The sequence below is a fragment of the Micromonospora sp. NPDC003944 genome (genome assembly GCF_053605225.1).
The window spans coordinates 68748-94769 of sequence record NZ_JBSGIV010000007.1 but is presented as its reverse complement, the minus strand read 5'-3'; the positions used below and the strand labels follow the sequence as shown (position 1 = coordinate 94769).

22 protein-coding genes, 1 tRNA gene and 1 riboswitch are annotated in these 26022 nt (G+C 70.6%); of the genes, 14 read left to right on the top strand and 9 right to left on the bottom strand.

Features of this window, described 5'->3' with window-relative positions:
- Positions 1 to 14: 14 nt before the first annotated feature.
- The 3 genes from ACWER9_RS05375 to ACWER9_RS05365 all read right to left on the bottom strand — a co-directional run bounded on the left by ACWER9_RS05375 (position 15) and on the right by ACWER9_RS05365 (position 2083).
- Positions 15 to 821, bottom strand: a complete 807-nt coding sequence (locus ACWER9_RS05375) for a WecB/TagA/CpsF family glycosyltransferase (protein ID WP_452300607.1) — start codon at positions 819 to 821, stop codon at positions 15 to 17.
- Positions 818 to 1933, bottom strand: coding sequence for an NAD-dependent epimerase/dehydratase family protein (locus tag ACWER9_RS05370; RefSeq protein ID WP_452300606.1), 1116 nt, complete (start codon positions 1931 to 1933; stop codon positions 818 to 820). The genes ACWER9_RS05375 and ACWER9_RS05370 overlap by 4 nt, the downstream gene beginning before the upstream one ends.
- Before the next feature lie 64 nt (positions 1934 to 1997).
- Positions 1998 to 2083 (bottom strand) — tRNA-Leu (locus ACWER9_RS05365).
- A gap of 207 nt (positions 2084 to 2290) precedes the next feature.
- Here ACWER9_RS05365 and ACWER9_RS05360 point away from each other — a divergent pair.
- From ACWER9_RS05360 to ACWER9_RS05325, 8 genes are read left to right on the top strand one after another with little or no spacing between them, the layout of a single operon-like run.
- Positions 2291 to 3079 (top strand): FhaA domain-containing protein, encoded by a 789-nt coding sequence (locus ACWER9_RS05360; RefSeq protein ID WP_007454122.1) that lies wholly within the window; start codon positions 2291 to 2293, stop codon positions 3077 to 3079.
- A 6-nt stretch (positions 3080 to 3085) separates the two neighbouring features.
- Positions 3086 to 3571, top strand: a complete 486-nt coding sequence (locus tag ACWER9_RS05355; RefSeq protein ID WP_030331975.1) for an FHA domain-containing protein FhaB/FipA — start codon at positions 3086 to 3088, stop codon at positions 3569 to 3571.
- Positions 3568 to 5043 (top strand): protein phosphatase 2C domain-containing protein, encoded by a 1476-nt coding sequence (locus ACWER9_RS05350; protein WP_452300605.1) that lies wholly within the window; start codon positions 3568 to 3570, stop codon positions 5041 to 5043. The genes ACWER9_RS05355 and ACWER9_RS05350 overlap by 4 nt, the downstream gene beginning before the upstream one ends.
- A gap of 30 nt (positions 5044 to 5073) precedes the next feature.
- Entirely contained in the window at positions 5074 to 6567 is a 1494-nt protein-coding gene (locus ACWER9_RS05345; RefSeq protein WP_452300604.1) for an FtsW/RodA/SpoVE family cell cycle protein, read from the top strand.
- Positions 6564 to 8069 carry a peptidoglycan D,D-transpeptidase FtsI family protein gene (locus tag ACWER9_RS05340; protein ID WP_452300603.1) on the top strand — a complete coding sequence of 502 codons (1506 nt, stop codon included), beginning with the start codon at positions 6564 to 6566 and terminating at the stop codon, positions 8067 to 8069. Before ACWER9_RS05345 ends, ACWER9_RS05340 begins: the two co-directional genes overlap by 4 nt.
- Position 8070: 1 nt before the next feature.
- Positions 8071 to 9480, top strand: a complete 1410-nt coding sequence (locus ACWER9_RS05335) for a protein kinase domain-containing protein (protein WP_452300602.1) — start codon at positions 8071 to 8073, stop codon at positions 9478 to 9480.
- Positions 9477 to 11294 carry a Stk1 family PASTA domain-containing Ser/Thr kinase gene (pknB, locus tag ACWER9_RS05330; protein WP_452300601.1) on the top strand — a complete coding sequence of 606 codons (1818 nt, stop codon included), beginning with the start codon at positions 9477 to 9479 and terminating at the stop codon, positions 11292 to 11294. The genes ACWER9_RS05335 and pknB overlap by 4 nt, the downstream gene beginning before the upstream one ends.
- Positions 11295 to 11313: 19 nt before the next feature.
- A complete protein-coding gene (locus ACWER9_RS05325; protein ID WP_452300600.1) occupies positions 11314 to 12009 on the top strand; it encodes a SanA/YdcF family protein in 696 nt (231 codons plus the stop codon).
- Between the two features lie 46 nt (positions 12010 to 12055).
- On the opposite strand, the gene ACWER9_RS05320 is transcribed toward ACWER9_RS05325, so the two are convergent.
- Genes ACWER9_RS05320 through ACWER9_RS05305 form a run of 4 tightly spaced genes read right to left on the bottom strand, consistent with a single transcriptional unit; the run spans position 12056 to position 15360 of the window.
- On the bottom strand, positions 12056 to 12706 hold the full coding sequence (locus tag ACWER9_RS05320) for an aminodeoxychorismate/anthranilate synthase component II (RefSeq protein ID WP_452300599.1): 651 nt from the start codon (positions 12704 to 12706) through the stop codon (positions 12056 to 12058).
- Between the two features lie 2 nt (positions 12707 to 12708).
- Positions 12709 to 12987 carry a hypothetical protein gene (locus tag ACWER9_RS05315; protein ID WP_210783073.1) on the bottom strand — a complete coding sequence of 93 codons (279 nt, stop codon included), beginning with the start codon at positions 12985 to 12987 and terminating at the stop codon, positions 12709 to 12711.
- Between the two features lie 4 nt (positions 12988 to 12991).
- Positions 12992 to 14563 (bottom strand): class E sortase, encoded by a 1572-nt coding sequence (locus ACWER9_RS05310; protein WP_452300598.1) that lies wholly within the window; start codon positions 14561 to 14563, stop codon positions 12992 to 12994.
- Positions 14560 to 15360, bottom strand: a complete 801-nt coding sequence (locus ACWER9_RS05305) for a DUF881 domain-containing protein (RefSeq protein WP_452300597.1) — start codon at positions 15358 to 15360, stop codon at positions 14560 to 14562. The genes ACWER9_RS05310 and ACWER9_RS05305 overlap by 4 nt, the downstream gene beginning before the upstream one ends.
- Before the next feature lie 221 nt (positions 15361 to 15581).
- Here ACWER9_RS05305 and ACWER9_RS05300 point away from each other — a divergent pair, with 221 nt between their 5' ends.
- The 5 genes from ACWER9_RS05300 to ACWER9_RS05280 all read left to right on the top strand — a co-directional run bounded on the left by ACWER9_RS05300 (position 15582) and on the right by ACWER9_RS05280 (position 21860).
- On the top strand, positions 15582 to 15845 hold the full coding sequence (locus ACWER9_RS05300) for a cell division protein CrgA (RefSeq protein ID WP_030331997.1): 264 nt from the start codon (positions 15582 to 15584) through the stop codon (positions 15843 to 15845).
- Between the two features lie 210 nt (positions 15846 to 16055).
- Entirely contained in the window at positions 16056 to 18254 is a 2199-nt protein-coding gene (locus tag ACWER9_RS05295) for a (Fe-S)-binding protein (protein WP_452300596.1), read from the top strand.
- A 117-nt stretch (positions 18255 to 18371) separates the two neighbouring features.
- The gene (locus ACWER9_RS05290; RefSeq protein ID WP_452300650.1) at positions 18372 to 19685 is read left to right on the top strand and encodes a hemolysin family protein; all 1314 of its coding nucleotides are present in this window, start codon (positions 18372 to 18374) and stop codon (positions 19683 to 19685) included.
- Positions 19678 to 20682 (top strand): hemolysin family protein, encoded by a 1005-nt coding sequence (locus ACWER9_RS05285; RefSeq protein ID WP_452300595.1) that lies wholly within the window; start codon positions 19678 to 19680, stop codon positions 20680 to 20682. The genes ACWER9_RS05290 and ACWER9_RS05285 overlap by 8 nt, the downstream gene beginning before the upstream one ends.
- A 164-nt stretch (positions 20683 to 20846) precedes the next feature.
- Complete coding sequence (locus tag ACWER9_RS05280; RefSeq protein ID WP_452300594.1) at positions 20847 to 21860, top strand: C40 family peptidase; 1014 nt, start codon at positions 20847 to 20849, stop codon at positions 21858 to 21860.
- Positions 21861 to 21915: 55 nt separating this feature from the next.
- Here the strand turns inward: ACWER9_RS05280 and ACWER9_RS05275 are convergent, their stop codons facing one another.
- A complete protein-coding gene (locus ACWER9_RS05275; RefSeq protein WP_452300593.1) occupies positions 21916 to 23901 on the bottom strand; it encodes an N-acetylmuramoyl-L-alanine amidase in 1986 nt (661 codons plus the stop codon).
- A gap of 234 nt (positions 23902 to 24135) precedes the next feature.
- A riboswitch (cyclic di-AMP (ydaO/yuaA leader) is annotated at positions 24136 to 24271 on the top strand.
- Between the two features lie 13 nt (positions 24272 to 24284).
- Between ACWER9_RS05275 and ACWER9_RS05270 the strand changes: the two genes are divergently transcribed.
- A complete protein-coding gene (locus ACWER9_RS05270; protein ID WP_452300592.1) occupies positions 24285 to 25325 on the top strand; it encodes an NlpC/P60 family protein in 1041 nt (346 codons plus the stop codon).
- 60 nt (positions 25326 to 25385) lie between these two features.
- Here the strand turns inward: ACWER9_RS05270 and dcd are convergent, their stop codons facing one another.
- Positions 25386 to 25964 (bottom strand): dCTP deaminase, encoded by a 579-nt coding sequence (dcd, locus tag ACWER9_RS05265; protein WP_089018323.1) that lies wholly within the window; start codon positions 25962 to 25964, stop codon positions 25386 to 25388.
- Positions 25965 to 26022: the final 58 nt, after the last annotated feature.

Here is a 26022-nt window from a genome sequence, read left to right as displayed (position 1 = left end):
CGTACCGATGGGGCTCAGACCGAGAAGGTGGCCGGTCGCTCCGTGGCCGGCGCCGGCGGGCGGGCCTTCCACAGGCCGACCTTCTGCGCGGCGAGCCGGCCCAGGTAGGCCGGGTTCAGGATGACGTAGCGGCGCCAGAGCCTCTTCGGCTCCAGACCGAGGCGCCAGAACCACTCCAGCCCGGCACGCTGCATCCACGGCGGGGGCTGGCGCAGCAGCCCGGCGTGGTAGTCGAACGCCGCGCCGACCGCCATCAACGGCATGTCGAGCAGCGGCCGCATGGCGTACGTGAAGACCTCCTGGCGCGGGCAGCCGAGCCCGACAAGCACCAACCGGGCACCGCTGGACCGGATCCGGTCGGCGATCTCGGCGTCCTCGCCGGGCTGGACGGCACGGAACTTGGACGGCTCCACCCCGGCGATCTTCAGCGCCGGGAACATCCGCTCCAGCGCCGGAATCAACCGGGCGAGGGTCTCCTCGGTGGAGCCGTACAGGTAGACCGGCAGCCCCTCGTCGGCGAAGCGCGACAGCACGTGCAGGGTGAGCGTCGGCCCGTATACCCGGTCGCTGAGCCCGGCGTGGTGCAGCAGGTTGAGCGCCCACCGCACCGGCTGCCCGTCCGGCGTGACCACGTCGAACGAGTTGAGCCGCGCGTTGTGCGCCGGGTCGAGCACCCCGGTCATCACACCGTGCACGGCCAACGCGGTCAGGGCGAGGGGACGCCGTTCGTGGGCCGCGGTCACCACCGCGTCGGTCGCCGTGGCGTAGTCGGTCGCGTCGACGAGGACGCCGAGCACGTTGCGCTTGGTTCGGACGCTCATGGCTGGGCCACCCACTTGTCCACGTTGGCCTCGTAGATCTCCCGCAGGATCATCGGCACGTCGTAAGTGATCTTCCAGTCCGGGTATTGCGCCTCGAACCGGGCCATGCTGCTCACGTACCACTGATGGTCGCCGGTGCGGTTCTGCTCGACGTAGTTGATCCGCGCCTCGCGACCGGTGATCTCTTCCGCGATCCGGAACGCCTCGATGTGGGAGGTGTTGGAGTGCCGGCCACCGCCGAGGTTGTAGACCTCCGCGGATCGGGGGGCCCGGAAGAACGCCTCGAACGCGGTAAGCACGTCGTGCGAGTGGATCGCGTCCCGGACCATCTTGCCCTTGTAGCCGAACAGATTGTATGTCCGGCCCTCCATCACGCAGCGCATCAGGTAGGCCAGGAACCCGTGCAGCTCGGCAGCCGAGTGCGCCGGGCCGGTCAGGGTGCCGCCCCGGAAGCAGGCGGTCTTCATGTCGAAGTAGCGGCCGTACTCCTGGACCATCACGTCGGCGGCGACCTTGGAGGCGCCGAAGATCGAGTGCAGCGAGTGGTCGATCGACATCTCTTCGGTGATGCCCTGGTACCAGCGGTGGTCCTCGGGCAGCTCGTACCGGGTCTCCAGCTCGACGAGCGGCAGGCTGTTGGGCCGGTCGCCGTAGACCTTGTTCGTCGAGCAGTGGATGAACGGCGCGTCGATCGCGTGCCGGCGGGTGTTCTCCAGGATGTTGAGCGTGCCGCCGGCGTTCACGTCGAAGTCCGTGTACGGCTCCTTGGCCGCCCAGTCGTGGCTCGGCTGCGCCGCGCTGTGGATCACCACGGCGATGTCCGAGCCGTACTTCTTGAACACCTGCTCCAGGCCGTCCCGGTCCCGGATGTCCACCGCGAAGTGGGTGTACGCGCCACCCAGGTCACGGCCGAGCCGTTCCAGGCTCCACGAGGTGGAGCCGTCCTCGCCGAAGAAGTACCGGCGCATGTCGTTGTCGATGCCGACGACGTCCAGACCGAGGCCGGCGAAGTGCCGGACCGCCTCGGAGCCGATCAGACCACCCGACCCTGTCACCAACGCGACACTCACACGCCACTCCTGGTCCATCGGAGGCAGAATCCATCGGAGCATAGCGTGACGTCCGGCACGCCCCGATATGACGGAAGGGCCCCGCATCAAGCGGAGCCCTCGTCGGTGGTGGGGATGGGGGGAGTTGAACCCCCACGCCCTTTCGGGCACACGGACCTGAACCGTGCGCGTCTGCCATTCCGCCACATCCCCGTGGCACGACCCGGAACACTGTAGCCGCCCCGGCCCCGCTGTCTCCAACGGGCCTCGGGAATACTACGCTGTCCCCGGCACTCACCACGAGCGGTTACCGTTCGTGGCGGACGAAAGATTAGCACGACAGTCCCGGCCCTTCCGAACGGGCCGAGAGCAGCCGGCCGAGCGGCGTGTGAGCTGCGCGCGCGCCGGCCGGATACCATCATGTCCTCGGGACCCGAGGAGGAGCCGGTGAGCGTGCTGCAACGCTTCGAGAAGCGTCTGGAAGGCCTGGTCGAAGGGGCCTTCGCCAAGGTCTTCAAAGGGGTGGTCCACCCCGTGGAGATCCTCAACGCCATGCAGCGGGAGGCCGAGGCGCACAAGGCGATCCTGGCCGGTGGGCGCACGTTGGTGCCCAACCGCTACGTGATCGATCTCTCGCCGTTCGACCACAGTCGTCTGGCGCCGTACGCCGCCGCGCTGGCCCAGGAGTTGGCCCAGTCGCAGGCGGAGTTCATCGGCGAGCAGGCGTGGACGGTCTACGGCGACGTGATCGTCGAGATCGAGCGAGGCGAGGGTCTGGACACGGGCATGTTCCGTGTCACGGCCGAGGTCTACACCGGCGGCGAGGTCGCCCCGGTGTCGGCACCCGGCTACGACGCCGGCCCGCCCGCCTACCCCGCGTACGACCAGGGCGGTGGCTACGGCCCTCCGCCCGGGCACGGTGGCGGTCGCAACGTGCGGCTGGTCTCCGGCGACGGTCGCACCTACCCCCTCCAGATGGGGTCGACGGTGATCGGTCGTGGCGACCAGGCCAACCTGCGTCTGCCGGACGTCGGCATCTCCCGGCGACACGCCCGGCTGGATTTCGACGGTGGCCAGGTCGTGCTGACCGACCTGGGTTCGACCAACGGCACCATGGTGAACGGGCAGCGGGTCTCCGCCGTCGCCCTCAACCCGGGTGACATGGTCCAGCTCGGCACGACGACGCTGACCTTCCGCGTGGACGGCTGACCCGCCTTGCCGGAACTGGTCATCACCGTTGCCCGGTTCGGTTTCCTGATCCTGCTGTGGATCTTCGTGTTCACGGTGGTCGGGGTGATCCGCCGGGATCTCTTCGCGGGCGCCCGGTCCGGTCGCCTGGTGGCCGCGCCGCGCGCGGTGGGCGCCTCGACGGGGCAGGCGGCCAAGCCGGCGAAGGTGAAGCGGGGCAGGGCGGCCCACCAGTTGGTGGTCACGGCCGGTCAGCTGGCCGGCACCAGGATCACTCTCGGTGAAGCGCAGATCACCATCGGTCGGGCCGAGGACTCCACCCTGGTCATCACCGACGACTACGCCTCCGCGCGACACGCCCGGCTCGTGCCGCGTGACGGGCAGTGGTACGTCGAAGACCTCGGCTCGACTAACGGGACGTACCTCGATCGCGCTAAGGTCTCCGGACCAACCCCCGTCCCCCTCGGCGTGCCGATCCGGATCGGCCGCACTTCCCTCGAATTACGGCCATGACTCTGACCCTGCGCTATGCGGCCCACAGCGACCGCGGTCTGATCCGAGACGGCAATCAAGACTCCGTCTACGCCGGGCCGCGGTTACTCGCCGTTGCCGACGGCATGGGCGGTATGGCCGCCGGTGACGTCGCCAGCAACATCGTCATCGGTGCCATGGCGCCGCTCGACGAGGACGTCCCGGGGGACGCTCTCGTCGATGCGTTGCGTTCGGCCGTGGGCACCGCCAACCAACAACTCCGCGACACGGTGGACGCCAACCCACAGCTGGAGGGGATGGGCACCACGCTGACGGCGACCCTCTTCACCGGCAGCAAGCTGGGGATGGTCCACATCGGCGACTCGCGGGCCTATCTGCTGCGCAACGGCGAGTTCGCGCAGATCACCAAGGACGACACCTACGTCCAGATGCTCGTCGACGAAGGCCGGATCAGCGCCGAGGAGGCGAGCAGTCACCCGCAGCGGTCGCTGCTCACCCGTGCCCTCGACGGTCGGGACATCGACCCGGAGTACTCGGTCCGCCAGGTCATGCCCGGCGACCGGTACCTGATCTGCAGCGACGGCCTCTCGGGCGTGGTGAGCGCCGAGACCATCGGCGAGACCCTGCGGGAGTACGCCGACCCGCAGCAGTGCGTCGAGCGACTGGTGCAGCTCGCGCTCCGCGGCGGTGGGCCGGACAACATCACGGTGATCATCGCCGACGCCACCGATCAGGACATCGTCGAGGCGACCCCGATCGTGGGCGGCGCCGCCGCCCGGGACCGGGGCATGGCGACCTCCGCCGACGACTCGACCCCGGCTGCCCGAGCCTCGGCGCTCTCCGCGCCGCGCCCGGCCGCGCCGGAGGAGCCGGCTGCCTCCGACGAGGACGCCGACCGGCCGAAGCGACGCCCGGTCCGGACCGCCGCCATGGCACTGGCCCTGCTGGTGATCGTCGGCGGTGCGGCGTTCGGTGGTTGGACGTACACCCAGCGGCAGTACTACGTGGGAGCCACCGAAGAGGGCCAGGTCGCCGTCTTCCGCGGCGTCCAGGGTCAGATCGCCGGGATGGACCTGTCCAGCGTGCACCGTCGCAGCGGCACCCGCCTCGACGACCTCACCGTCGCCGCACAGGACACCGTCAAGGTCGGCATTCGGGCCAAGAGTGAGCCGGACGCCGAGCGTCAGCTCGCCGAGCTCACCAGCGACACGCCGAGCAACCCCAACCTGAAGCCGCTCTGCCCGCTCGACCCGACCGTCACCGGGGGCAACACGCCGACGCCGACGCCCACGCCGATCGGTTCGACTCCGACCCCGAACGGCAGCCCGAGCGCCAACGCGTCACCGACCCCCAACGGGGTCGTCAGCGCGAGCCCGACCGTCGGTGCCACCACCGCTCTCGGTGGGGCCGGCGCGACCACCACACCCGACGTCACGCCCTCCGACTCGGCACCGCCGGCGCTCGACCCGGCCGGCTGCCGGTCTCCTGAGTGAGCGTCGGCTGAGATCCTGAGGACTCCACCCGTGACCGTAGCGGCCACACCGGCACCCTCGCCCGCCACCGCGGGCGAGCAATCCGGCGTACGCCTGGCGCGGTCGCGCCGCAACGCCGAGCTGTCCCTGCTGCTGCTCGCGATGGTGCTGGTGGCCGCGTACGGGGCGACCGTCGAGGCGAACCTGCTGGACACGGTCACCCCGGACTTCTGGATGCCGGCCGCCGCGCTCGGCGCGGTCTTCCTCGGCCTGCACCTGGTCATCCGGTTCCTCGCCCCGTTCGCCGACCCGGCCCTGCTGCCGGCGGTGGCCCTGCTCAACGGGCTCGGGGTGGGCTTCCTGCGCCGGATCGACCTGGGCGACGCCCCGGTGGCCGAGCGGGAGGGCCTGGCCGTCTTCGCGGGGCAGGGCGGGCGTCAGCTGGCCTGGACGCTCGGTGCGGTGATCCTCGCTGCCGCCCTGCTCGCGATCATGCGGGACCATCGGTCGATCTCGCGGTACGCGTACACCCTGGGGTTGGCCGGCATCGTGCTGGTGATGATCCCGGCGGTGCTGCCGTCGAGCATCTCCGAGATCAACGGCGCGAAGCTGTGGATCCGGGTGGGCAGCTTCTCCATCCAGCCGGGTGAGTTCGCCAAGTTGGCGCTGCTCGTCTTCTTCGCCTACTACCTGGTGCGCAAGCGCGAGGTGTTGTCGCTGGCCAGCCGACGCTTCCTCGGCATCGACTTCCCGCGCGGCCGGGACCTCGGCCCGGTGGTCGGCGTCTGGTTGATCAGCGTCCTGGTGCTGGTGTTCGAGAAGGACCTGGGCACCTCGCTGCTCTACTTCGGCATGTTCGTGGTGACCCTCTACATCGCCACCGAACGGGTGAGCTGGCTGCTGATCGGCCTGGTCCTCTTCTTCGGCGGCGCATACCTTGCCTACGTCCTCGGGTCGACCGTCGGCGGGCCGTTCGCCAACTTCTACCTGCGGGCGGAGATCTGGCTCGACCCGTTCGCCGACCCGACCAACAAGGGCTACCAACTCGTGCAGGGCCTGCTGGCCCTGGGCACGGGCGGGCTCTTCGGTGCCGGGCCGGGTGGCGGCCAGCCGGAGATCCTGCCCGAGGTGCAGAACGACTTCATCTTCGCCGGCATCGGTGAGGAGATCGGCCTCTTCGGCCTCTCCGCGCTGCTCGTCGTCTACCTGCTGATCGTGGAGCGCGGGCTGCGGGCCGCGCTCGCGGTACGGGACTCGTTCGGCAAGCTGCTCGCCGGCGGTCTCGCGTTCACCCTCGGCCTGCAGGTGTTCGTGATCGTCGGCGGGATCAGCAAGCTCATCCCGCTCACCGGTCAGACCACCCCGTTCCTGTCCGCCGGCGGGTCGTCGCTGATGGCCAACTGGCTGCTCATCGCGGTGCTGCTGCGGGTCTCCGACGGCGCCCGCCGGCCGGTGACCGGCGGAGGCGGCGGCAAGGCGGTCCGTCCCAGCGGCGGCCCGCCCGAGCAGCTGCACGGTGCTCCCACGGAGGTGATCAAGCCGTGAACGCACCCCTGCGCCGCGTCGGCGTCGTTGTCATGGTCCTGTTCGGTCTGCTCTTCGCCAACCTCAACTGGATCCAGGCCTACAAGGCGGACGAATACCGCACCAGCGACTACAACGGTCGGGTCCAGGTCGCCGAGTACGACCGCAAGCGCGGCAACATCGAGGCCGGCGGCACGGCCGTGGCCACCAGCAAGGAGACCACCGGCAACCTGAAGTTCCTCCGTACCTATCCGAGTGGTGCCAAGTACGCCCACGTGCTCGGCTACAAGCCGGTCAACCTGGCCGACCAGGGCATCGAGAAGGTGGAGAACGACTTCCTGGCCGGCACGAGCGACCAGCTGATCGGCGACCGGGTGAAGGACATGTTCACCGGCGACGACACCGGCGGTGGCAACGTGCTGCTCACGCTCTCGAAGCGGGCCCAGGACACGGCGTACGACCAGCTGCGCAACAACGAGGTGGGCGCGAAGAGGGGCGCGGCGATCGCCGTCGACCCGCGTACCGGTGCGGTGCAGGCGCTCGTCTCCATGCCGAGCTTCGACCCGAACCCGCTGGCCAGCCACGACAGCAACGAGGCGGCGGCGGCGTACAACAAGCTCGAGCAGGACCCGGAGGGTCCGCTGAAGAACCGCGCGCTCTCCGAGACGCTACCGCCGGGCTCCACCTTCAAGATCGTGGTGGCCGCGGCGGCGCTTGAGAACGGCATCGGCAAGAACACCCAGATCCCCGCGGGTTCCAGCTGGACCCCGCCCACCTCGGGCACCCCGATCCGTAACGCCGCCGCCTCGATCTGCCCGGAGCCGAAGGTCACCCTGCTGTCGGCGGTCACCGAGTCGTGCAACACCGGCTTCGCCCAGCTCGGCGTACGGCTCGGTGCCGAGACCCTCAAGGAGAAGGCCCGTCAGTTCGGGTTCGAGCAGGACGACCTGACCGTCGGCCAGCTCGGCGAGGGCGGCCTGACCACGGCGGCGAGTCGCACCGGGGACATCCAGAACCCGGACGGCACCACCGACCAGGCCGCACTGGCCCAGTCCTCGATCGGCCAGAACAACGTCCGGATGACGCCCCTCGAAGGCGCCATGATCGCCGGGGCGATCGCCAACAACGGCAGCCAGATGCGGCCGTACCTGGTGCGGCAGCTGCTCGCGCCGGACCGGACCACCAGTTACTACACCGCGAAGGCGCGGGAGCTGCGCCAGCCCGTCGAGCCGCAGGTCGCCGCCGACCTGCGCGAGATGATGACGAGCGTGGTCCGGAACGGCACCGGCAAGAACGCCGCGATCAGCGGCTACACGGTCGGCGGCAAGACCGGCACCGCGCAGTCCGCCCCGGACCGGCCCGACCACGGTTGGTTCATCGGCTTCGCCCTGGACAAGAACGGCAACCCGGTCTCGGCGGTCTGCGTGATGCTGGAGCAGGCCGGCCCCGGTGGCAGCGCCGAGGCGGCCCGGATCGCCGGCCAGATCATGCGGGCCGCCATCGCCGACCCAGGGGGTCGCTGACATGCTCAGCCCCGGCGTGCAGCTCGGCAACCGCTACCGGCTCGACGAGCGGATCGCCAGCGGCGGCATGGGCGACGTCTGGCGCGGCACCGACCAGGTGCTCGGCCGGACGGTCGCGGTGAAGAGCCTGCTCCCGGCCCTGCTCGACGACCCGGACTTCGGCGAGCGGTTCCGCGGCGAGGCCCGCACCATGGCCACCATCAACCACCCCGGCGTGGTGGACGTCTACGACTTCGGCAACGACCAGCAGATCGCCTTCCTGGTCATGGAGTACGTCGAAGGTGACGCCCTGTCGTCCACGTTGAGCCGGGTCGGTCGGCTCACCCCGGCCCGGACGATGGCCCTCGTCGCGCAGGCCGCCGACGCGCTGCACGCCGCACACGAGAAGGGCATCGTGCACCGCGACGTGAAGCCGGGCAACCTGCTGGTCCGGCCCAACGGCACGCTGGTGCTCACCGACTTCGGCATCGCGCGCTCCGATCTGGTCGGCCAGCTCACCGCCGCCGGTTCGGTGCTCGGCACCGCCTCGTACATCTCGCCGGAGCAGGCCACCGGCGGCGTGGCCACCCCGGCGTCCGACGTGTACGCCCTCGGTGTGGTCGCCTACCAGTGCCTGGCCGGTCGGCGGCCGTTCGAGGGCGACAACCCCCTCGACATCGCGATGCGGCACGTCCGGGAGACGCCCCGTCCACTGCCGGCCGACATCCCTCCGCAGGTGCGCGCCCTGGTGGAACGGGCACTGGCCAAGGACCCGGCGGCCCGCTGGCCGAGCGCCGCCGCACTCGCCGGCGCCGCCCGTCAGCTCAAGGCCGTGCTCTCCCAGCAGGCCCGGGCCGCCGGTAACTCCGGGCCGGTCTCCGCGGCACCCGCCTCACCGGCCGCGCCCGGCCGGGCCCAGGTGCCGCAGGCGCACCAGATGCGTCCGCCGGGTGCCCGCCCGCCGGTGGCCGGGCCGAGGCCGACCGCTGTCGCGCCCGCCCAACAGCCACGCCCCACCGCCGTCGCGCCGGCCGTCCAACCGGCCCGGCCGCCTGGCGCTCCGAACGGCTACCCACGCGGTGCGGCAGCGGTGCCGTCCGGGCCGCCCCGGCAGGAACACCAGCCGGCGTACGTCCGGCAGGCCGGCCCGGCGACGCCACCATCCGAGCCGCAGCGATCCCGGCCCGGGATGGTGCTTCTCGCCATCCTGCTGGCCGTGCTGGTCCTGCTCTGCTCCGGCGTGATTTCCTACAACCTACGGAAGCAGTCGCAGGCCGGTGTATCCGCCGGGCTGGCGCCGCGCACCGTGGCGTCCGGCGCGCTACGACTCGACGGGCGCGACGATCCGACCCGGACGTCGTACCGTCGGGAGGTACGACTCCAGCCGGGTGACGGCGGGACGACGACGAGCGAAGGACGACAGACGCGATGACAGCGCAGGCCCGCCTGCTCGGTGGCAGGTACCAGGTCGGCGAGCTGCTCGGCTATGGCGGCATGGCCGAGGTGCACCGTGGTCGCGATCTCCGGCTCGGTCGGGACGTCGCGATCAAGATGCTCCGCACCGACCTCGCCCGGGACGCGACGTTCCAGATGCGGTTCCGGCGGGAGGCGCAGAACGCCGCCTCGCTCAACCATCCGGCCATCGTCGCGGTCTACGACACCGGCGAGGAGACCGCGCCGACGGGCGAGACGCTGCCGTTCATCGTCATGGAGTTCGTCAACGGGCGGACCTTGAAGGAGGTCCTCGGCGCCGAGGGGCGACTGCAACCGCGCCGCGCGCTGGAGATCTGCGCCGACATGTGCGCCGCACTGGAGTTCAGCCACCGGCACGGCATCATCCACCGGGACATCAAGCCCGGCAACGTGATGCTCACCCAGACCGGCCAGGTCAAGGTGATGGACTTCGGCATCGCCCGCGCGCTTGCCAGCGGTGCGACCACCATGACGCAGACCAGCGCGGTGATCGGCACGGCACAGTACCTGTCTCCGGAGCAGGCCCGCGGCGAGGCCGTCGACGCGCGCTCCGACGTGTACGCGGCCGGCTGTGTGCTCTTCGAGCTGGTCTGCGGGCATCCGCCGTTCGTCGGGGACAGCCCGGTCAGCGTCGCGTACCAGCACGTGCGGGAGACGCCGCCGACGCCGAGCGACATCAACCCGGACGTCACCCCGGCCGTCGACGCGATCGTGCTCAAGGCGCTGTCCAAGAACCCGCTCAACAGATACCAGAGCGCCGGCGAGATGCGGGCCGACCTGCTCCGTGCCGCCGCCGGCCGGCCCGTGCTTGCCACCCCGGTGCTGCGCGAGGCGGAGACGGTGGCGATGGCCCCGGCCGGCGGCGGGGGTGGCTATCCGGTTGCCGGCCGCGGGCCGCAGACCGGGCAGATCCCGGCCCGGGTCGGTGACCCGCGCCAGCGCAAGGCGTCCTCCTGGCTGATCGCGATGTTCAGCGCGGTCGGCGTGCTGGCGGTGATCGCACTCGTCGCCGCCCTGCTCTGGAGCCAGCGGGCCGAGGACCTGAAGTCGGTGCCCACCCTCACCGGCAAGACTCGGGATGCGGCGATCGCCGACATCCAGAGGGCCGGTCTGTCCGCTCAGGTGGGCGAGCCGGTGCTGGCAAGTGACTGCACCAAGGACACCGTTGCCGATCAGAATCCCAAGCCGGGCACCCAGCTGGAGCAGAACCGAACGGTCACCATCCAGATCTGTGGTGGCAAGCCCGAGGTACGCGTTCCCGCCGGGCTCAAGGGCAGCAAGCGGGAGAGCGCCATCGCCCGGCTCACCGAGGCGAAGCTCAAGTACGAGGTCAAGACGGTCAACGACGAGGCGAGCCAGGACGAGGTTCTCAAGGTCGAGCCACCCGAGGGCGAGAGCGTTCCCGAGAACACGAAGGTGACGCTCACGGTCTCCAAGGGCAATGTCCGCGAGGTGCCGGACGTCGTCGGGCTGAGCCAGGAGGAGGCCACCCGGGTCCTCCAGAACGCGGGCTTCACGGTCGCCGTGCAGGACGGGCCGGAGGTGCCGATCGCCGAGGCGGGCAATGTCACCGACCAGAGCCCGAACGGCAAGGAGAAGAAGCCCACCGGCACCAGGGTGACCATCAAGGTGAGTCAACCGGAGCCGGAGACCGACCCGACGCCGACGAACACGCCGACGAACACGCCGTCCGGCACGCCGTCCACTCCTCCCGGCGGCGGGGGCGGCATCGGTCTACCGTTCCCGCCCCCGCCGAGCCGACCCCAGGACTAGGCGCCCGGCGGGCACCGGCATGACCGAGCCGGAGGCGTCCCCGGTCGGCCCGGTGCGGCGGTGGCCCCGACGCGTTCGACGTCTGGCCGTCGCGGGCCTGGCCGTGCTGGTCCTCGTCAGTGTTCCGTGGCTGTGGACGACGCTCGCCGCCCGCGACCACGTGTACGCCGTCGCCGATGCGCCGGCCGCCGACGTGGTGATCGTCCTCGGCACCGAGGTGGCGGCCGATCGGCAGCGGCCGGGCGACCGTCTCGCGGGCCGCCTGGACACCGCAGCCGAGTTGGTGGCCAGCGGACGGGCCAGGGCCGTCCTGGTGTCTGGCGACGGTGGCGGGGCGTCCGGCGACGAGCCGGCGGTGATGACGGCGTACCTCGCCGAGCGGGGTGTCGACAGGCGTCGGGTGGTGGCCGACCCGTTCGGCCTGGACACCTACGACAGTTGCGCGAGAGCGCGCGAGGTGTACGGCGTCGAGCGCGCTCTGATCGTCACCCAGTCCTTCCACCTGTCCCGGGCGGTGACGCTGTGCCGGCATCTCGGCCTGGACGTGGACGGGGTGGTCGCCCGCTGTGACGGGTGCAGCGCCGCCCTGCTCGCGGAGAAGTCGGTTCGGGACTACCTCGCGAGTGGCAAGGCGGCGTGGGACGCGGTGCGCGACCGACCCCCGGCGGTGCGCTCCGCTGCGGATCCCGCGATCCAGGAGGCGCTGCGGGGCTGACCGGGCCGGCAGTCGCTCCCGAACCCGGGCCCGGACAGTTGGTCGCTCAGGTGGTGGCGAAGGCCGCGCGACGGCGGGCGTCGACCTCGGCGGCGAGCGCGGGCGCGCGCTCCAGCGCCTCGGGGTGGCCGCAACTGGCCACCCAGTTGGCAAGCATGAGGTGACCGCCCTCGGTGAGCACCGACTCCGGGTGGAACTGCACGCCCTCGATGGGCAGCGTCCGGTGCCGCATCGCCATCACCACGCCGGAGCCGGTCCAGCCGGTGACCTCCAGCTCGTCGGGGAGCGTCTCGGGCAGCACGGCGAGCGAGTGGTACCGGGTCGCGGTGAACGGGTCGGGCAGGCCGGCGAGTACGCCTACCGAGTTGTGGCGTACCTCTGAGGTCTTCCCGTGCAGCAGCTCCGGGGCGCGTGTCACGGTCGCCCCGAACGCCTCGCCGATCGCCTGGTGGCCGAGGCAGACGCCGAAGATCGGCAGCTTGCCCGCGTACTCCCGGATGACGTCCAGGCAGATGCCGGCGCGGTCCGGGCTGCCCGGGCCGGGTGAGAGCAGGATGCCGTCCGCGCCGACCGTGCCCACCTCGGCGAGGTCGATGTCGTCGTTGCGGCGGACCTCGCAGTCCACGCCGAGCTGGCCCAGGTACTGCACGAGGTTGAAGACGAAGGAGTCGTAGTTGTCGATCACCAGGACGCGCATGGTCACCTGCTCGGGGAGGGAGGCGCGGGGTTGTTCTGGTCGGTGTCGTACGGCAGTTCGTGTTCGTCGCCGGCCGGGGTCTCCCCGGTCACCGGGTCGCCCCCACCCGTCTCGGCGGGTACGCCGGACTCGACCTGCACGTCGTCGAAGGGCAGCAGCGGCTCGGCCCAGGGGAAGGCGACATACCACAGCAGGGCCACCGTGGCGGCCACCAGCAGCACCGAGCCGGTCAACTTGCCGACCACGCCGAACGGCAGCTTGCGCCAGATGAACGCGTACATCAGGTCAGCCTTCCAGTTCCGCCGGGCGACCCGCGGACTTGGGTTGGGTGCGGTCCAGTTCGGCGTGGATGATCAGGCGCTGGTAGTTGTCGAACTTCGGGTTGCACGTGGTGAGGGTGAGCATCCGCTTGGTCGCCTTCTTGTTCGGCTCGCCGGGCACCGGCGCCACCACCTCGACCTGGGTCGGCCGGACGATCCGGGACTGCGACACTCGGTAGACGTACCAGTCGGTCTTGCTCTCGACCACGATCGGGTCGCCGTCGTCCAGCTCGTCCAGCCGCCAGAAGGTGGCCCGGTTGCGGTGCCCGGCGACGGAGAAGTTGCCCACCTGGCCGGGGAGCGCGCTGGCCGGGTAGTGGCCGGGGGCGAAGCGGATGTCGTCCTGGGTGACACCCTCGACGACGACCCAGTTCTTGTCCAGCTTCGGGATGTAGAGGCCCGCGAGCGGCTTGCCGCGTACCGGTGGGGACGGTTTGGCGCTCGGGCCCGCCGACGGGACGACCGTCGGGTCGTCGGTCGGGGCCCACGCCTGCGCCAACTCGTTGTTGAGGTCGTTCTGGTGGGCGTCGACGATTGCCGACTTGCCCCAGACCTCGTAGCCGGCGAAGAGCATGACCACCAGGCCGAAGGTGATCAGGATTTCACCTGTCACGCGGACGCCGCTGCGCAGCCGCGAGCCGAATGACGGTCGGGTGAGCTCGGAGTAGACGCTCTTGTAGCCCTCGCCGGTCTGGTGCGGCCGCAGTTGGACGACCCGCTCGCCGCGTCGGGGTTGGGGGGTGTCCGCGGAGTTGCCGCCGGTCGGCTCCTCGGGGACCGCGGTGCGGGGAACGGCACCCATCAACGCGGTGGAGTCCATGCTCGGGGGCCTGGTGGCGGGCGTGGCCGGGATCAGCGCGGTGGCGGCCGGGTCCGCGACGCGCTCGGGGGCCGGGGTGGCCGGGGAGCCGGTGGGGCGTGCGGGTCGAGCGCTGAGCTGCGGAATGTACGCGGTCGGCGAGTCGGCGAGCGGCGAGGTCGCCGGGCCGGAGGACCCGGGCCGACTCGGAGTGCCGGAGGTCGTCGGCCGGGTCGGCATCGGCGGTACGCCGGGCGTGGCCGGGCGGGCCGGGGCGGCACCCGGCGGACTGCCGGTCGTCGGCGGGCGGGTCGGAGCGGCGTTGGGCGCGGCCGGTCGAGTGGACGCGGCGCTTGGCGCGGGGGGCCGGGTCGGGGCGTTGCCGGGGGCGGCGGGCCGAACCGGGCCCTCGTTGGTGGCGGTCGGGCGGCCGGGAGTGGTCGCGGGGGGAATCCCGGTGCCGCGGTGCGGGCCCTGCCCGGCAGCTGCGGAGCCCGGCCAGGGCGGCGGGGCCTCGACGCTCGGGCGACCCGGGGTACCGGTCGGCTCGGCTCGGCTGGCGCTCGGCCGCGTCGGTTGCTCGGCGCGCGGCGGCTGCAGCACCGGCTCGGGCCAGTTGCCGGCCGAGGTCGGTCGGCCGGGTGCCGACGCGGGCCGGTCGAACGGGGGCAGGAAGGCGGTCGGCTCGTCGGTCTGGTCCCGGTGCCGCCCGTCGCGACGCTCGTCCGGGCCGCTCACCGGGGCACCGTCGCCGAGCGCAGGGCGGTGGAATCCTCGAATGCGGGAACCCGCACCGTGGAGGGCGTCTCCTTGTAGCCGAGCTGGTAGTCGTCGACCGCGTCCTTGAACAACCGGACTCCCTGAGAGCTGGCGAGGGCCTGCTGGAGGGCAGCGGGATCGCCGATTGCTACGATCTTGAACGGTGGGGAGTACACCCGGCCATGAAGTAGCAGGGTGTTACCGACGCAGCGTACCGCGCTGGTGGTGAGCACGCGGACGTTCATGATTGACATGGCCTCGGCCCCGCCGGCCCACAGCGCGTTGACCACCGCCTGCACGTCCCCCTGATGCACCACCAGGTCGTCGTTGCTGGCGTCCGACTGGGTCTGGTCGAGCTGTGGGGCGTCGTTCAGCTCGACAGTGACCCCGGGCCCGGCGAGAGCGGTGAAACCGGCGTCCTGGAGGCTGCCCTGGGCGCGATTCTGCTGATCCTTGATCGGGGCGTCCGAGCCGGCAAGCGTGTTTGTCCGCTGCTGGACCTCGCCGCGCAGCGTGGCGGCCCGGCGTTCGCTCGCCGCCACCTGCTCGCGTCGGTCCTCGATGAGCTGGTTGAGCTGGGGTCGCCGGTCCTCCCGCAGAGCGGTGCCGCCCGCCGTGGTCGCGGTGGTGGTGAAGAGCAGACCGGCCGCCGCCGCGATCAGGGGCACCCCGATCGACCAGCCGGGACGGCGCTGACGCGGTCGCCGGGGCAGCAACCCGGCGGCGGCCCGTCGGAGGACCTTCTGCCAGGAGGTTGCGCCGGATGTGTACTCCACCGAGCGTTCCTTCCACGTGTCGGGGACCGGTCCGTGCCGGCTGCGCCGGTGATGCGAACAGTCCCGCCTCTTTCGGTCACTCCGTGCACTGGCCTGACCCCATTCGTGGTCCGGGCGGCCAATCGGGACTACGCTAGCTCTCGAACATTATTGGCCATGGACCGTCGCCCCCGCGCCCGGTTGTCAGGCCGGACGAGGTCGTCACCCCTCTGGAGAGCGCCGTGCCCAAGTCTCAGGTCCGTAAGAAGAAGGTGTACACCCCGCCGACGGACGTCCGTCCGACGACGACGGCGTCGTCGCGCAAGCCTAGCCCGGTGTGGTTGCCGGTCACCGCGGTCGCCTTGATCGTCGTCGGGATCGGCTGGCTGGTGCTCTACTACCTGTCGGAGCAGGAGTACCCGGTCATGGCGTGGGGTTACTGGAACCTTGCCGTCGGCTTCGGCGCGATGGTCGCCTCGCTGGCGCTGCTCTCCCGCTGGCGCTGACCCGCCTCGACCGCCGCCTCGTCGGCGGTCCCACGTCACCCCGTCGAGCCCCTGCCCGGCAGGATCGGGTGGGGGCCCCTATGGTGTCCGCAGGCAGCGTGGCCTACTGCGAGATGACTCACGTTACCGCTGGGTAACCTTCGCGTAGGCTGCACTGCATGACCGAGCTGGTGCGAGGTCATCAGGCAGCAGACCGGGGAGGCCAACTCGATGGGCAGCGTCCAGATCGTCACCACGATCCTCGCGGCCGCCATCACCGCCGTGGCGGTGTGGCTTGCGGTGCGTGCGGTCCTGAAGATGGTGGCAGTCATCCGGCTCGGGCAACCCGCGCCGGAGAGGTTCTCCGACAAGGTCACCCGAGCCAGGACGATGCTCGTGGAGACGGCCGGCCACACCCGGATGCTCAAGTGGGGCGTGGTGGGTGCCGCGCACTGGTTCGTGATGGTCGGCTTCGTCGTGCTGTCGCTGCTCGTGCTCGAGGCGTACTTCGAGGTGGTCACCCCGACCGGCGGGCTGCCGATCATCGGGCACTGGACCATCTTCGGGTTGGCCACCGAGATCATCACCGTGCTGGGCCTGATCGGCATCGTGGTGCTGATGGTGATCCGACTGCGCAACCGGCCGAACCGGCCCGGCGGGCGGTCCCGGTTCACCGGCTCGACCATGTGGCAGGGCTACTTCGTCGAGTGGATCGTGCTGCTGGTCCTGATCTTCGGCCTGCTGATCCGTGGCTTCAAGGTCGCCACCGACCACTTCGAGTACCCGCTCTGGGCCACCCCGGTCAGCCACGCGGTCGGCGCGGTGCTGCCCGACTGGTCGGACGGTGCCAGCGTCGCCGCGCTGATCAAGATTGCCATCTCGATGACGTGGCTGATCGTCATCTCCCTGAACGTCACCATGGGCGTCGCCTGGCACCGCTTCCTGGCGTTCCCCAACATCTTCTTCAAGCGTGAGCCGGCCAGGCCGGCCGGCTCCGGTCTCGGCCCGCTGCGCCCGATGACGAGCCAGGGCAAGCCGCTCGACTTCGAGGAGGCGGACCCGGAGAAGGACCAGTTCGGCGTCGCCCACGTCGAGCAGTTCAGCTGGAAGGGTCTGCTGGACTTCAGCACCTGCACCGAGTGCGGCCGCTGCCAGTCGCAGTGCCCGGCCTGGAACACTGGCAAGCCCTTGTCGCCCAAGCTGCTCGTGCTGAGCCTGCGCGACCACGCGTACGCGAAGGCGCCCTACCTGCTGGCCGGCGGCGGCAAGGACCTGACCGGTGAGGAGAAGGCCACCCAGGCGCAGCTCGCCCACCTGGACGTGCTGGCCCTCGCCGAGGCCGACAAGCCGTTGATCGGCACCGCCGAGGAGGGCGGCGTCATCGACCCGGACGTGCTCTGGTCCTGCACCACCTGCGGCGCCTGCGTCGAGCAGTGCCCGGTGGACATCGAGCACGTGGACCACATCGTCGACATGCGCCGCTATCAGGTGCTGATCGAGTCGAGCTTCCCCTCCGAGGCCGGCGTGATGCTGCGCAACCTGGAGAACAAGGGCAACCCGTGGGGTGCCCCGCAGAACACCCGCGAGGACTGGACCAAGGGCCTGGACTTCGAGGTGCCGCGGGTGGGCGAGGTGGACGACTTCGAGTACCTGTTCTGGGTCGGCTGCGCCGGTGCGTTCGAGGACCGGGCCAAGAAGACCACCCGTGCGGTGGCCACCCTGCTCAACGAGGCGGGCGTGAAGTTCGCGATCCTGGGCGAGGGCGAGACCTGCTCCGGCGACCCGGCGCGACGAATCGGCAACGAGTTCGTCTTCCAGATGCTCGCCCAGCAGAACGTGGAGACCCTGAACGAGGCGTTCGAAGGCCGCGACAAGACCAAGCGCAAGATCGTCGCGACCTGCCCGCACTGCTTCAACACCCTTGGCAACGAGTACGGGCAGCTCGGCGGCGAGTTCGAGGTGGTCCACCACACCCAACTGCTCGCGCACCTGGTCGCCACCGGCAAGCTCACGCCGGTGCAGCCGGTCGACGGCGGCGTCACCTACCACGACCCCTGCTACCTGGGCCGGCACAACCGGGTCTTCGCGGCCCCCCGTGAGGTCCTCGGTGACTCAATCGCGGGTGACCTCACCGAGATGCCGCGTAACAGCGAGCGCTCCTTCTGCTGCGGCGCCGGCGGTGCCCGGATGTGGATGGAAGAGAAGATCGGCAAGCGGATCAACGTGGACCGGGTCGAGGAGGCCATGGCCACCGGGGCGAAGACGGTAGCCGTCGGCTGCCCGTTCTGCTCGACCATGCTCAACGACGGGGTCAACGGCAAGGGTGCCGGCGAGCAGGTCGAGGTGATCGACGTGGCAAGCGTGCTGCTCCGTTCGGTCAAGCCCGAGCAGCCGCAGGGCGGCAAGGAGACCGCGCCGATCGGCGGCTGAGTCGCGTACCCCTGGGTTCTGAGACATCGACGGCGGTGGCCCCCTGAGGGCCGCCGCCGTCGTGCAAGAATCTCGCCGAGGTGAGGCGACATCGACGGCCTACTCTTGACGACGTTGTTGCCCCTGGTCGGCTTCGTAGCCCTGACCGCGGGCAACGCGTTCTTCGTCGCGGCCGAGTTCGCGCTTGTCACGGTGGACCGGCCGGAGATCGATCGGCGGGCCGCCGCGGGCGACCAGGCCGCCCTGACGGTACGCGCCGCGTTGCGCGAACTCTCCTTTCAACTCTCCGGGGCGCAGCTCGGCATCACCATCACCGCGCTGCTCACCGGCTACCTCGCCGAGCCGGCCCTGGCGCGGCTCTTCACCCCGCTGCTGCGCCCGTTGGCCGGTGACACCACCGGGCGGATCACCCCGTTCCTCGCGTTGGCCCTGGCCACGCTGATCTCGATGCTCTTCGGCGAGTTGGTGCCGAAGAACGCCGCGCTGGCCCGACCGATGCCGGCCGCGCTGGCCACGGCCGGTCCGATGCACGCTTTCTCGCGGACCCTCGGCTGGGTGATCCGAGGGTTGAACGGCGCGGCGAACCGACTGGTCCGGGCGCTCGGTGTGGAGCCGCAGGAGGAGCTGGCAAGCGCCCGTTCGCCGGAGGAGTTGGGCCTGCTTGCGGGCATCTCGGCACGTGCCGGCGCGCTGCCCACGGACACCGCGATGCTGTTGCGCCGCACCATCCGCTTCGGCGACAAACGGGCCGCGGAGGCGATGACCCCCAGGGTGGACGTGGTCGCGCTGCGCGTCACGGCCACCGTCGCCGAGCTGCTGGAGGAGTCGCGGCGGACCGGGCGGACCCGGTTCCCGGTGTACGAGGAGACCCTGGACCTGGTGACCGGGGTGGCCGCTGTGCCGGACGCCCTGGGCGTGCCGCTGGCGGACCGGGCGTCGACGACTGTCGGTTCGGTGGCTCGCGAGCCGGTGTACGTGCCGGAGAGTCTCAACCTGGACGGCGTGCTGGCGGCGCTGAAGGCGGCCGGAGCCGACCTGGCCATCGTGGTCGACGAGTACGGCGGCACGGACGGCGTGGTGACCGTCGAGGACCTCGTCGAGGAGTTGGTCGGGGAGATCGCCGACGAGTTCGACCCGGCGAGCGTGGACGACGACGCGTCGGTCGAGTTGACCGTGCCGGGCGGCGAGCGCACCGTGCTCGTCGACGGTGTGCTCCGCGCTGACGAGGTGGCCGAGCGGACCGGCTTCCGGCTGCCCGAGGGGCCGTACGAGACGCTGGCCGGGTTCCTGATGGCTCAGCTCGGGCACATCCCGCTCCCCGGCGAGACGGTCGAGGCGGACGGCTGGGAGTTCACAGTCGTCGAGGTGGAGCGGCACCGGATCGAGCAGGTTCGGGTGTTGCGCCCGGCGGATCCGGACGACGATGACTGAACTGCTGGTGACCGTGCTGCTGCTGCTCGGCAACGGGTTCTTCGTGGGCAGTGAGTTCGCGCTCATCGCGTCCCGGCGGACGGTGATCGAGCCGTTGGCCGCCGGGTCGAAACGCGCCCGCTGGGCGTTGTCGGCGATGAACCAGATCCCGTTGATGATCGCCGGCGCTCAGCTCGGCATCACGGTCTGCTCGTTGGGTCTGGGCGCGATCGCCGAACCGGCGTTGGCGCACCTGCTGGAACCGCCGTTCCACGCGGTCGGCCTACCGGAGCGGGCGGTGCACCCGGTGGCGTTCGTGCTGGCGCTGGGCGTGGTGGTCTTCCTGCACACGGTCGTCGGCGAGATGGTGCCGAAGAACATCACGCTTGCCGGTCCGGAGGTCTCCGCGCTGTGGCTCGGCCCGGCGATGCACGCATTCTGTGTCGCCACCAAACCGTTGTTGCTCGCGATGAAATGGGCGGCCCGGCGGGTGCTCGCGTTCTGGCGGATCGAGGCGTCCGAGGCGGTGAAGACGGTGTTCACCGCCGAGGAGTTGGCCGGTCTGGTCTCCCAGGCGCGGACCGAGGGGTTGCTCGACGCGGAGCAGCACGCGCGGATCACGGGCGCGCTGGCGCTGCACACGCGTACGGCGGCGGACGCGCTGCAACCGTGGTCGACGGTGGTGACGGTGGCCGAGGACGTCTCGCCGGCGTCACTCGAGGTGCTTGCCACCCGGACCGGCCGGTCCCGGTTTCCGGTGGTCCAGCGGTCGACCCGTCGGGTGCTCGGGTTCGTGCACGTCAAGGACGTGCTCGGGTACGCCGGGCAGGGCCGCAGGTCTCCGGTGCCGGCCGACGTCTACCGGCCACTGGCGGTGGTGCCGCCGGAGCGTACGCTCGCCGATCTGCTGTTGGCCATGCGTCGCGAACGGCGACACATGGTGCTGGTCAGCGACGGGCGTCGGCCTCTCGGAGTGGTCACCCTTGACGATGTATTGACCGCAATCGTTGGTTCGTGAATCAATACCCTTGGTGTGCAAGCGGTTGCACGACAGTGATGGTTACTGCGCTCACCTTGATTACCGCTCCGAGCTTCCCTAATGTGGGGCACCGACCGCTGTGGGTCGTCTGCCTCGGCCCTTCCCTCACGCGAGGCGCCCGGCGGTCGGTTGCAAAGGAGTCGGTGCCGGTGGCAACCATGCCCCCTCATCGTCACGACCTGGTTGCGTCTGCTCGCTCCGGTGGCCTGCGACGCGCCGCCCGCCGGGTGCTGGTCCTGGTCGCTGCTGCGGCGGTCGGCGCCGGTCTGTTGACCGCGCCGGCGCATGCCGCGCCCACGGTCGACGAGATCGAGGCGCAGATCGACAAGAAGTGGGAGCAGTTGGAGCCCACCATCGAGCAGTACAACAAGGTTCGGGCGCAGTTGAAGGTCAACCGGCAGAAGTCGGCGAACCTGCAGAAGAAGATCGAGCCGCTGGCGCTGCAGAGCGAGTTGGCGCTCAACCGGGTCGGCGACCTCGCCTCCCGCTACTACATCTCGGGCCCGTCGCACGACATCGGCGCGCTGCTCGTCAGCGCCAAGCCGGACACGCTCACCGAGCAGCTCACCATCCTCGACCGGCTCGCTTCGCAGGAGCGCAAGGAGGTCGAGGGTGTGCTGGCCGTGCGGGCCAAGTACGACGGCGAGAAGCAGAAGCTGGACGCCCTGATCGTCACCCAGACCAAGCAGCAGAACGATCTGGCGGCCAAGAAGAAGCAGATCGACGCGGAGATCAAGCAGCTCGAGGCGTCGATGCCCAAGACCACCGTGGTGACCGCGGCCTGCCCGACCATCAACGGAGTGGTCAGCGCGGCGGCCCGTACCGCGATCAGGACCGCCTGCGGCAAGGTCGGCAAGCCGTACGTCTGGGGTGCCACCGGGCCGAACTCGTTCGACTGCTCGGGGTTGACCCAGTTCGCCTACAAGGCGGCCGGCATCTACCTCACCCACCACACCGGTGACCAGTGGAACGAGGGCAAGGCCGTCTCGCGGGCCGATGCTCGCCCCGGTGACCTGGTCTTCTTCTTCTCCGGCCTGAGTCATGTCGGGTTGTACCTCGGCAACAACAAGATGGTGCACGCACCACGTGCCGGCAAACCGGTGCAGGTTTCAAGCATCACCACCATGCCGATCGCCGGGTTCCGTAGACCCGGCTGATCCACCTCGCGCGACACCACGGCCCCCGGTCACCGACCGGGGGCCGTCGTGGTTTTCAACGGGGCGCGCCCACCGGCGACGGCAGCAACTGCACGTCGGCGAGGTCGACGTACATGATCCGGTGGCCGAACTGGATCTGCGCGTAGCGGTTCTTGCCACGGATCACCGTCCAGTCGCCGGGCGACGAGCCGTCGAACGTGCTGGCCCGGTAGTACTCGCCGGCCAGCACCGCGCCGACGGCGTACCGCTGCCCGGCGGCCAGGGTGTACTGCAGTGGCGAGATCGCCTGGTAGGGCACCCCGTCGGGGTACGCCGACTGTTCCGGGTATGCCCGTCCGTAGACCGGAATCGTGGTTCGGCCGGGCTTCGGCGTGGCCACCACGCCGACGGTCCAGCTGGCGGTCGGCGCGGACGCCGGGTTGTGGAACCAGGCCCGCTGCCCGAGGTACCAGATCGCGGTCCAGTCGCCCTGCCGTCCGGCCAGCGCGTACGTCTGCCCGGCGGATGCCCGGGCCCCGTGGTCCGACACGGCCATCGTGTTCGGGGTGCCGTCCGGGCGCAGCGCGATGTCGTTGACGAGCGGCGCGTCCGCCGACGGTGCGCTGTGCAGGACCACCGCCGAGGAGCCACGCGGCGCGCAGGGCACGCCCGCGGTCACGCAGCCGGTGAACGCCGGCCGGTTGGTGGCGTGATCAGGGTCGATCCGGACCAACCCGGTGGCCGGGGTGCCGGTGTCGAGTCGAGGGGCGTGCAGCAGGTCGAAGTAGTGCGTCCAGTCCCAGTACGGGCCCGGGTCCCAGTGCATTCCCCGCACTGTCGAGGCGACGGTGCCGGGCACGTTGTCGTGGCCGATGATGTGCTGGCGGTCCAGTGGAATGCCCAGCCGCAGCGCCAGGTGCCGTACCAGCTTCGCCGAGGTCCGGTACATCGCCTCGGTGTACCAGGTGCCCTGCGCCGCGAAGCCCTCGTGTTCCAGCCCGATCGCCTTCGCGTTGACGTACCAGTTGCCGGCGTGCCAGCCGACGTCCTTCGTCCTGACGTGCTGGGCGATGTGCCCGTCGACCGAGCGCAGCGAGTAGTGCCAGCTCACGTAGGTCGGGTCCTGGACGAGTTGCAGGGTCGTCGCCCAACTCGCCTCGGTGTCGTGGATCACGATGTACTCGATCTTCTGCCGCGCGGGCCGGTCGGAGAGGTCGTGGTTGCCGTAGTCCCCGTCGCCGCCGAACGCCTCGTAGGGTGCCGGAATCCACTCGCAGGAGATGGTGCGTGGGCACTCCACCCCGTCCGGGCGGGCCAGTCGGCGCAGGCCCAGCCGGTCCAACCAGGAACGCTCGGGCCGCACCGCGCGGGCCGGCAGGGTGATCCGCTGCCCGTCGTCGGTCACCCGGGACTCGCCCGCGCCGATGGTGGTGAACACCTCGTCGGCGAAGGCCGCGGCGGCGTCGGCGCTGTCCGCGCCGGAGTAGCGGGCCACCGCGCCGTACCAGGCCGCCGGGTCGGTGCCGGCACCGACCGGCGCGCCGAGATCCCTCTGGTACGCGCTGAGCAGCGCAGCCCCACCCCGGATGTTGAGGCCCGTGTCGGTGCGCAGTGCCTCGGGGGCGGCACCGGTGAGCGCGGCGGCGGCGTCCACGGTCTGCAAGGCGGCGGCGGCCGGCGCGGGAGCCTCGGCCGGGCGGGGGGCGGGCACCCGGGCGGCACGGGAGTCGTCGCCGCGGGGGTCCTCGGCGCCGGCGTCGTGGTGACCGCGTCCGGGTAGGGCGGCCACGTGCCGCGCGTCGGTCAGGTGCATCGGGCCGTAGCCGCCACTGGTGCTCGGTGTGCCGGCATTGGTGTCCCAGCGCGACTCCAGGTAGGAGACGCCGAGCAGCACGACGCTCGGTACGCCGTACTCGGTCGCCGCCGCGACGTACTGCTGCTGGCGGGTGGTGGTGGGCGCGGCGGCGGCCGGGCCGACGGTGAGCGGCACCGTGGTCGCGGCGGCGACCACGGTGGCGGCGAGCAGCGCTCGCCCGCCGGTCGACAGGGTTGGATGGTGCATCGAACCCCCTAGATTCTCGCGGAGTGCGGTCAGCTCACCATCGCGCCGCCCGGAGGTTGCGTCAATACCTTTCCATCTATCGAACTATTCGGAAGAAATCCTTCACGCACTTTCGGTGACCTCGTCCAATCGGTACGGAGTGTCACGGGCGCGCGGGTTGCGGATCGGTAACAAGCGTCTCTACTCTGGTCATTCGTCGGCCCGACAGCAGCTCCGCTCAGCCCGGGCGGTAACGGACCGACACCGCCGAGTCGTTTCCGAGCGAACCGGGGACCCAGGTCCCTCGGGGTGAATCCGCAGCCACTGCGGTAGGGCGCCGACTTCCCGCCCGAACCCGTCAGCTAACCCGGTAGGCGGTCAGGAAGAAGGAGTACGGAACCCCGGTGGCACTCCATGCCCCGCGGCCGTCGTCCGAACGGTCGGCAACAGCCGGCCCGGCGACGATCGTGCCGCGCCCACGCTGGTCCCGCTTCACCACCGCTCTCGCCGCGCTGGCCGGCATCGCCGTCGTCCTGACCGGCAGTGCCACGGCGGCCCACGCCGACCCGTCCGTCGCCGAGATCGAGCGCCAGATCGACGCCGACTGGAACAAGCTCGAACCGATCATCGAACGGCACAACGCCACCCGCACCGACCTCGCCGCGAAGCGCAAGCAGGCCGACGCGCTGGCCGCCCGGATCACCCCGCTGGAGCGGCAGGTCGACGCCGCGATGGACAAGGTCAGTGCCCTGGCCGTACGCGCCTACAAGGGTGAGAACGTCTCGACCGTCAACGCGGTGCTGGGCAGCCGGTCGCCAAGCGAGGTGGTCGGCCAGCTCGAGATGCTCGACCGCTTCGCGCACAACCAGCAGAAGGACGTACGCCAGGTGGCCGACCTGCGCGACCAGCTGGCCGCGCAGAAGGCGCCACTGGACGAGATGGTGGCCCAACTGACCCGCACCGAAGCGCAGTTGGCGGCGAAGAAGAAGCAGATCAACGAAGAGATCGACCGCCTACAGAAGCTGCGCCTCAAGGTGTACGGCAGCGGCGGTGGCGGTCCGCTGCGCCCGGCACCCTGCCCGGGCAGTTACCCCGGCGGCGGCGCGGGCACCGCGGTCAAGTTCGCCTGCGCCCAGATCGGCAAGCCCTACGTCTGGGGTGCCGAGGGTCCCAACTCGTACGACTGCTCGGGGCTGATGCTCGCCGCCTGGGCCAAGGCCGGCGTGTCGTTGCCGCACAACGCCGCCGCGCAGAGCCGCGTCACGAAGAACGTCAGCAGGGGTGACCTGCGCCCCGGTGATCTGGTCTTCTACTACAGCGACATCCACCACGTCGGCATGTACGTCGGCGGCGGCTGGGTGGTGCACGCCTCGCAGGCAGGTCAACCGGTCAAGATGAAGAAGGTCGACGACGGCCCGATCCACAGCTACGGACGCCCCGGCTGACCCCGGGTGACCGAAGGGCCCGTCGCGATCCGTCGCGGCGGGCCCTCGTCGTCTCCGGCCCTAGCGGGTCGGCCAGGTGCGCCAGTGTTGCCAGGCGCGGCTGGGCGTGGGCCCCCGCTGGCCCTGGTAGCGCGAGCCGTAGACCACCGAGCCGTACGGGTGCTCGGCCGGCGAGGAGAGCCGGAAGATGCAGAGCTGCCCGATCTTCATGCCCGGCCACAGGGTGATCGGCAGGTTCGCCACGTTCGAGAGCTCGAGCGTCACGTGACCGGAGAAGCCCGGGTCGATGAAACCGGCGGTGGAGTGCGTGAGCAGCCCGAGTCGGCCCAGCGAGCTCTTGCCCTCCAGTCGGCCCGCGAGCTGGTCACCAAGCGAGATGACCTCGAGCGTCGAGGCGAGCACGAACTCCCCCGGGTGCAGCACGAACGGCTCGCCGTCGGGGACCTCGACCACAGACGTCAGGTCGTCCTGCTGCATGGCAGGGTCGATGTGGGTGTAGAGGTGGTTGTTGAAGACCCGGAACAGCCGGTCGAGTCGGACGTCGATGCTGGAGGGTTGGACCAGGGTTGGCTCGAACGGCTCCAGGCCCAGCGTGCCGGCCTTGATCTCGGAGACCAGGTCGCGGTCGGAGAGCAGCATCGGACAACCATAGCCTTCCCCTAGGCGGCCGGATTCGGTGCCGGTGACCAGCGCGTCG

What these genes read in the sequence shown, in the direction of transcription:
- ACWER9_RS05375 (WP_452300607.1), bottom strand. Translation starts at nt 821, where the DNA reads ATGAGCGTCCGAACCAAGCGCAACGTGCTCGGCGTCCTCGTCGACGCG.
- ACWER9_RS05320 (WP_452300599.1), bottom strand. Translation starts at nt 12,706, where the DNA reads ATGCGCGTCCTGGTGATCGACAACTACGACTCCTTCGTCTTCAACCTC.
- ACWER9_RS05370 (WP_452300606.1), bottom strand. Translation starts at nt 1,933, where the DNA reads ATGCTCCGATGGATTCTGCCTCCGATGGACCAGGAGTGGCGTGTGAGT.
- ACWER9_RS05285 (WP_452300595.1), top strand. Translation starts at nt 19,678, where the DNA reads ATGACTGAACTGCTGGTGACCGTGCTGCTGCTGCTCGGCAACGGGTTC.
- ACWER9_RS05350 (WP_452300605.1), top strand. Translation starts at nt 3,568, where the DNA reads ATGACTCTGACCCTGCGCTATGCGGCCCACAGCGACCGCGGTCTGATC.
- ACWER9_RS05315 (WP_210783073.1), bottom strand. Translation starts at nt 12,987, where the DNA reads ATGTACGCGTTCATCTGGCGCAAGCTGCCGTTCGGCGTGGTCGGCAAG.
- ACWER9_RS05360 (WP_007454122.1), top strand. Translation starts at nt 2,291, where the DNA reads ATGTCCTCGGGACCCGAGGAGGAGCCGGTGAGCGTGCTGCAACGCTTC.
- ACWER9_RS05335 (WP_452300602.1), top strand. Translation starts at nt 8,071, where the DNA reads ATGCTCAGCCCCGGCGTGCAGCTCGGCAACCGCTACCGGCTCGACGAG.
- ACWER9_RS05275 (WP_452300593.1), bottom strand. Translation starts at nt 23,901, where the DNA reads ATGCACCATCCAACCCTGTCGACCGGCGGGCGAGCGCTGCTCGCCGCC.
- pknB (WP_452300601.1), top strand. Translation starts at nt 9,477, where the DNA reads ATGACAGCGCAGGCCCGCCTGCTCGGTGGCAGGTACCAGGTCGGCGAG.
- ACWER9_RS05295 (WP_452300596.1), top strand. Translation starts at nt 16,056, where the DNA reads ATGGGCAGCGTCCAGATCGTCACCACGATCCTCGCGGCCGCCATCACC.
- dcd (WP_089018323.1), bottom strand. Translation starts at nt 25,964, where the DNA reads ATGCTGCTCTCCGACCGCGACCTGGTCTCCGAGATCAAGGCCGGCACG.
- ACWER9_RS05325 (WP_452300600.1), top strand. Translation starts at nt 11,314, where the DNA reads ATGACCGAGCCGGAGGCGTCCCCGGTCGGCCCGGTGCGGCGGTGGCCC.